Annotated in this window: 6 protein-coding genes; 3 read left to right on the top strand and 3 right to left on the bottom strand. The window is 69.6% G+C overall.

Features of this window, described 5'->3' with window-relative positions; all coding sequences use genetic code 11:
• Positions 1-103 precede the first annotated feature (103 nt).
• On the top strand, positions 104-1,582 hold the full coding sequence (locus E1202_RS22335; protein ID WP_132685095.1) for a SulP family inorganic anion transporter: 1,479 nt from the start codon (positions 104-106) through the stop codon (positions 1,580-1,582).
• A gap of 74 nt (positions 1,583-1,656) precedes the next feature.
• The gene (locus E1202_RS22340) at positions 1,657-2,481 is read left to right on the top strand and encodes an SAM-dependent methyltransferase (RefSeq protein WP_132685096.1); all 825 of its coding nucleotides are present in this window, start codon (positions 1,657-1,659) and stop codon (positions 2,479-2,481) included.
• Positions 2,482-2,596: 115 nt separating this feature from the next.
• Here the strand turns inward: E1202_RS22340 and E1202_RS22345 are convergent, their stop codons facing one another.
• Together E1202_RS22345 and E1202_RS22350 are read right to left on the bottom strand one after the other, a co-directional pair.
• Positions 2,597-4,033 carry a M20/M25/M40 family metallo-hydrolase gene (locus E1202_RS22345; protein ID WP_132685097.1) on the bottom strand — a complete coding sequence of 479 codons (1,437 nt, stop codon included), beginning with the start codon at positions 4,031-4,033 and terminating at the stop codon, positions 2,597-2,599.
• A gap of 87 nt (positions 4,034-4,120) precedes the next feature.
• The gene (locus E1202_RS22350) at positions 4,121-4,708 is read right to left on the bottom strand and encodes a TetR/AcrR family transcriptional regulator (RefSeq protein WP_132685098.1); all 588 of its coding nucleotides are present in this window, start codon (positions 4,706-4,708) and stop codon (positions 4,121-4,123) included.
• A gap of 184 nt (positions 4,709-4,892) precedes the next feature.
• Here E1202_RS22350 and E1202_RS22355 point away from each other — a divergent pair, with 184 nt between their 5' ends.
• The gene (locus tag E1202_RS22355) at positions 4,893-5,783 is read left to right on the top strand and encodes a poly(ethylene terephthalate) hydrolase family protein (protein WP_132685099.1); all 891 of its coding nucleotides are present in this window, start codon (positions 4,893-4,895) and stop codon (positions 5,781-5,783) included.
• 59 nt (positions 5,784-5,842) lie between these two features.
• Here the strand turns inward: E1202_RS22355 and E1202_RS22360 are convergent, their stop codons facing one another.
• Positions 5,843-6,385, bottom strand: a complete 543-nt coding sequence (locus tag E1202_RS22360; RefSeq protein ID WP_132685100.1) for an AAA family ATPase — start codon at positions 6,383-6,385, stop codon at positions 5,843-5,845.
• Between the last annotated feature and the right edge of the window lie 200 nt (positions 6,386-6,585).

Raw genomic sequence — 6,585 nt, forward strand, 5'->3', positions numbered from 1 at the left:
ACGTAACGGAAGAGTTGTCGGGCAGCGCCGCCCCTCTCCCCCTGCTCTCCCCCCGCCGCGATCGGTGACGATGCGCGGCGCCTGAACCACGTCTGGTTGTCGCGTGCCCGAGCTGTCGCTGTCCCGCCCCGCCTGGTTGTCGCCGAAGGTGGCCCGCACCGAGGTCCTCGGTGGCCTGGTCGTCGCGCTCGCGCTGATCCCCGAGGCGATCTCGTTCTCGATCATCGCCGGTGTCGATCCGAGCGTGGGCCTGTTCGCCTCGTTCACCATGGCGGTGGTCATCTCGATCGTCGGCGGGCGACCCGCGATGATCTCGGCCGCCACGGGTGCGATCGCACTGGTCGTGGCCCCGCTGGCCCGCGAGCACGGGATGGGCGTGCTGGTCGCCACCGTCATCCTGGGCGGGGTGTTCCAGGTGGCGCTGGGTGCGCTGGGCGTGGCGAAGCTGATGCGGTTCGTGCCGCGCAGCGTCATGGTCGGGTTCGTCAACGCGCTGGCCATCATGATCTTCATGGCCCAGGTCCCCGAGCTCATCGGCGTGCCGTGGGCGGTCTACCCGCTGTTCGCCGCGGGACTGGTCATCATGGTGCTGTTCCCGAAGCTCACCAAGGTCGTCCCGGCACCGCTGGTGTCGATCGTGGCGCTGACCGCCGTGACGATCGCCGCGGGCATCGCGGTGCCGACCGTCGGCGACAAGGGGGCGCTGCCGTCCTCGCTGCCGATCCCGGGCGTCCCGGACGTACCGCTCACGCTGGACACGCTGAAGCTGATCGCCCCCTACGCCCTGGCGTTCGCGCTGGTCGGGCTGATGGAGTCGCTGATGACGGCGAAGCTCGTCGACGACATCACCGACACGCGGTCGAACAAGACCCGCGAGTCGATCGGGCAGGGCATCGCCAACATCGTCACCGGCTTCTTCGGCGGCATGGGCGGCTGCGCGATGATCGGCCAGACCATGATCAACGTCAAGACGGCCGGGTCCCGGACTCGGTTGTCGACGTTCCTGGCGGGCGCGTTCCTGATGGTGCTGTGCATCGCCTTCGGGCCGCTGGTCTCGCAGATCCCGATGGCCGCTCTGGTCGCGGTGATGGTGCTGGTCTCCGTCGGCACCTTCGACTGGCACAGCATCGCGCCGAAGACCCTCAAGCGGATGCCTGCAGGCGAGATCATCGTGATGCTGGTGACGGTGGCCGTGGTCGTGGCCACCGACAACCTCGCGATCGGCGTGGTCGTCGGATCGATCACCGCGATGGTCATCTTCGCCCGCCGCGTCGCCCACCTCGTCGAGGTCACCGCCGTCACCGACCCCGACGGCGGCCAGGTCGTCCACCACGTCACCGGCGAGCTTTTCTTCGCCTCCAGCAACGACCTCGTCCACCGGTTCGACTACGCGAACGACCCCGCCGAGGTCGTCATCGACCTCACCGACGCCCACATCTGGGACGCCTCCACCGTCGCCGCTCTCGACGCCATCACCACCAAGTACGAGGCGCGCGGCAAGCGGGTCGACATCGTGGGTCTCAACGAACCCAGCGCCGCCATGCACCACCGCCTCACCGGAGAAGTCACCGGAAACCACTGAGGCGTGAGGGAAACGTTCGGCAAGTGAGATGCCGGGGCGTCGACACCGAGATCACGACGCGCGATCATGGCGGCATGCACGACGAGCGTCCCGTCACCGACATCGACACCTCCTCGCCCAGCGTCGCCCGCGGTTACGACCACTGGCTGGGCGGCAAGGACAACTTCGAGGTCGACCGGACGATCCTCAAAGCCATCGAGGAGATCGTGCCCGAGGCCCAGCCGCTCGCCCGGGAGAACCGGTACTGGCTGATCCGGGCCGCGCGGTTCCTGAGCTCGCCGCTGCACGCCGGCATCGACCAGTTCCTGGACCTGGGCTGCGGGCTTCCGACGATGCAGAACGTGCACCAGGTCGCCCAGGCCAACAACCCGGACGCCGTCGTGGTCTACGTCGACAACGACCCGACCGTCGCCGCCTACGGGCGGGCGGTGCTGGCGGAGAACGAGAACACCCACTTCTCCATCAACGACCTGCGTCACCCCGACGACATCCTCAGCGACCCGGTGATCACCACCAACCTGGACTTCGGGCGCCCGATCGCGCTGATCCACTCGGGCACCATGCACCACGTCTCCGACGAGCACCGGCCGCGCGAGGTCATGCAGCGCTACGTCGAAGCGCTCGCCCCCGGGTCGTACGTGGCGATGTCGCACTTCAGCTGGCCGCCGGACTCGGAGAAGTACCGCGAGATGGCCCGCACGATCGAGGGCACGCTGCACGAGATGGTGGCGTCCTGCTGGTGGCGCAGCAACGAGGAGGTCCTGTCCTTCCTCGACGGCCTGGACGTCCTGCCCCCCGGCCTGGTCCGCACGGTCGACTGGTGGCCCGAAGGCCCCTCGCTCACGCCGAGGTCGGAGATCACCAACCTCATCTACGGCGCAGTGGCGACGAAGCCCTGACGTTCACGCCGGGCGGTCCTGGTCCGTACCGTCCATGATCGATGTCCGTTTCGCCCGGGCAGTTCGGACCAAAACCGCCACCTGCCGACCCCGCCAACGAAATTCCTAGCAGTGCTTAGTCCCGCTGGGGCCGCGGGAAGCTCACCGGGCTGCGGTGGCCGTCGGCGTCGATCGCGCGCACGCCGAAGAAGACGTTGTCCTTGGACAGGTCGATGACCGCGGTCGTGACGTCGCCGACGTCGATGCGGTGCGTCCAGTCGGAGTCGGTCGTCTCGCGCCAGACCACCTCGTACCCGGCGAGGTTCGGCTCCGGGTCGCGTTCCCAGACCAGCTCGGTGTCGTTGGTGAGGTTCGCGGTGCGCACGACCACGCCGGTGGGCGCGCCCGGCCCCTGCGCCAGCGACCAGATCGTTGCCAGGTTGACCTTGGTGACGCGGGCGATGTAGCCGAAGTCGCAGTACTCCGGCAGGTCCCCGTAGCGGACGCCGCCCTCCTCGCGCACGTCCTGGTGCTGGTGCCGGAAGTCCTCGTTCGGCTCGGTGAACCGCGCTGCGGGGTAACCCCTTTCGAGGAACGGGATGTGGTCGCCGCCGCGCAGGAAGCGGTCTCGGCGGTAGATGACCCGGACGTCCATCCCGGTCGCGGTGTTGGCGGCGACGTCGGTGACGAAGCGGGAGAGCTGGCGCGACGGCGAGTCGTTCTCACCGCCCACCGAGCGCCGGACCTCCGCCTCCTCGGGGGTTTCCGAGGTGGGCACGCCTTCGGCGAACAGCCGGATGGTGCGCGGATCGGAGGTGCCGTCGTCGGCGCGGCTGGCTCCGACGATGTCGTCGGTGAACATCGCGCGCACGTCCACGCCGTCGGCGGCGAAGCGCTCGGCCATGTGGTTCGCGCCGTAGAGCCCCTGCTCCTCGGCAGCCACGGCCGCCAGGACCACTGTGGACTCGATCGGCTCTTCGGCCAGCAGCCGCGCCAGTTCGAGCACGACCGCCACGCCGGAGGCGTCGTCGTCGGCGCCGGGCGCATCGCTGACGGCGTCCATGACGTCGGTGGCGCGGGAGTCGTAGTGCCCGCTGACCACGTGCACCCGATCCGGGTCGGTGGTGCCGCGGATGGTGGCGACCACGTTGGTGATCCGGGTGGTGACCGGTATGCGCTTGGCGGGCTCCTGGTCGTAGGACTGCAGCTCGACGGTCATCCGCCCGCCGGAACGGGCGGCGCAGGCCTGCATCTCGGCGAACAACCAGTCTCGCGCGGCTCCGATGCCGCGCTGCGGATCGTCCTGGCCGGACAGGGTGTGCCGCGTCCCGAAGCTCACCAGCTCGCGCACCACGGCCTCGATCCGCCGCTCGTCGACCCGCGCGAGCAGCGCGCGCAGGCGTGCATCGGGTTCCTGCGGGGAGATCGGAACACCGGGCGGCAGCGCACCGCCCCCGACCGGCCGCAGGTCGGCGGCCCCGGCGGTGCCGGTGAGCACGACGGCGCCGGTGATGCCGGCGGAGGCGGACAGGAAGGCGCGACGGCTGTGACCAGCACCGGATGTGAGACCCATGCACAGTTTTCTACGTGTCCGCACGGCCCCGAAGAAGCGGCCGAAGAGGTCACCGGATGCCGCCGAACGGAGCACCCGCGCGGAGGTTCAGCTGAAGCCGTCGAGGGCGCGCCGCTGGACGTCGGCTGCGAAGTCGTCGAAAGCGGCTGCGACGCGCTGCTCGTCACCGGTGGCGAGCAGGTCGACGAACAGACCGCGCAAGGTCGACATCAGCGAGGTCGCCACGGCCTGCGCCCGCGATTCCGGGCAGCCGAAGCGGACCAGGCCGGCGGCGATGAGGTCGTTGCGCTGCCGCATCGAGTCCGCGACGGCCTTGGCCAGCGCGGGGTCGCCGTACATGGCGTGCCCGGTGATCGCGACGAACAGCCGGACGTACCGCCGACCGCTCTCGCTCGTCGCGCGGTGCCATATGGCCCGCAGCGGATCGGGGTCGTCGCGCGGCAGGTCCGGCAGCGACAGCGTTTCGGCCAGCACCCGGTCGACGATCTCGGCGACGAGCCGGTCCTTGGACGCGAAGTGGTGGACCAGCGTCGCGTGGCTGACCCCGACCGACTGGGCGACCTTGCGCAGCGACAGGTCGTCGAGGCCCTTCTCCAGGGCGTGTTCCGTCGCAGCGGCGAGCACTTCGCCGCGTCGGTGCTGGAAGCGCAGCTTCCGTCCGTCGACCCGTTCCATGAGGCCAGACTAGCTGGCCCCAGAGATTGATTGACCAATTGGTAGAGCTACTTTAGAGTCGATCGCGTTCCGGAGATCTTGCTCGTGCGCCGAACGCGTTTCGACGGTCGTGCGGCCCGAGGAACTTCGCGAGGACCCATCCGGTGCGCCCGCACGCAGGGCGCTTCCCCAAGAGGACGAATACATGGAATTGAAACGTTCCACCGGTCCCCTCTCCCGATTCCGCCGATTACTGGTCGTCTCCGCGGCCGTGCTCGGGCTGGTCAGCGGCAGCGTCACGCTGGCCCAGGCGGCCGAACCCGCCGACCTGCACGGTCCCGACCCGACCGAGGAGAGCGTCACCGCCCCGCGCGGCCCCTTCGAGGTCGACGAGGAATCCGTGTCGCGCTTGAGCGTCACCGGTTTCGGCGGCGGGACGATCTACTACCCGACCGACACCACCGACGTGCTGTTCTCCGCGGTGTCGATCTCCCCCGGCTACACCGGGACGCAGGACTCCATCGCGTGGCTCGGTCCGAGGCTCGCCTCGCAGGGCTTCGTGGTGTTCACGATCGACACCAACTCCACCTCCGACCAGCCCGATTCCCGCGCCCGCCAGCTGCAGGCGTCGCTGGACTACCTCACCAACGACAGCAGCGTGAAGGACCTCATCGACCCCGCGCGGCTCGGCGTGATGGGCCACTCGATGGGCGGCGGCGGTTCGCTGAAGGCCGCGCTGGACAACCCGGCGCTCAAGGCCGTCGTCCCGCTGGCCCCGTGGCACACCACCAAGGACTTCTCCGGAGTCGGCGCGCCGACGCTGGTCATCGGCGCGCAGAACGACACGGTCGCGCCGGTTTCCCGGCACTCCAAGCCGTTCTACGAGAGCCTGCCCGACGACCCGGGCAAGGCGTACCTGGAACTGGCCGGTGCCAGCCACTTCGCGCCCAACCGGGACAACACCACGATCGCCAAGTTCAGCACCTCCTGGCTCAAGCGGTTCCTCGACGACGACACCCGCTACGACCAGTTCCTGTGCCCGCCGCCGGAAGGCGACCCGGCGATCTCGGACTACCAGTCGACCTGCCCGTACTGACCTGGGCGGACAGACGAGCACCGCGGCGCCGGAACGGGGGTCCGGCGCCGCGGTTGTGTTCATCTGGAGAGAACGGAGAGCAGCGCGTCGTAGGTCCGCTCGACCGCACCTTCCTCACTGCTCAGGACCGTCACCGCCGGCCGGCTCCGAACGACCTCCGCGAGCCGGTCGTAGGCCTGGCCCAGGAACTCGGCCCCGCCTTCGCGCGCCACGATCTTCTTGACCTGCTCGTGCCAGTCGGGGTCACCGCCACCGCCCCGCCGGGCGAACCGCTCCACGGAGCGCTGTCGCGTGTCGAGCACCATGATCTCGACGAAGTCGGCGCCGCTGTCCCGCGCCACGGCCTCGAACCGCTCGATCTCCGCCGTCCGAGCCAGGTATTGCGGGAAGACCACGTCCCGCCCACCGCGCAGGTGCTCGCCGGCCATCCGCTGAGCCAACGGCCGAACGATCTCCCCGACCTCGGCGAAGTGCTCCCGCCATCCCCCGATCAAACCACGCAGCACGTCCACGTCGAGGTTGAGCACCCCCGCGTGCTCGTCCACGTACTGCCGGGCCAACGTCGACTTCCCGATCCCCGGAGGCCCGTTCAAGTGCACCATCCGAACCACGCGACCACCCTAGGAGCCCGACCACGCCTTCCCGAGCACCAACGACGCCGCGTCTCGAGAGGGACCTCCGAAAACCTCCGCCCACGACCGGCCCCGGGAACCCGGATTACCGCCGTCATCGGGGACCTGGTTGCGGCGGTAACCCGGGGGCGGATCGCGGCCGCATTCGGGGAACCGGCGCGGGGGCCGGC

This window comes from Saccharopolyspora karakumensis (genome assembly GCF_004349225.1).
In the GTDB taxonomy this organism is placed as follows: Bacteria; Actinomycetota; Actinomycetes; order Mycobacteriales; family Pseudonocardiaceae; genus Saccharopolyspora; species Saccharopolyspora endophytica.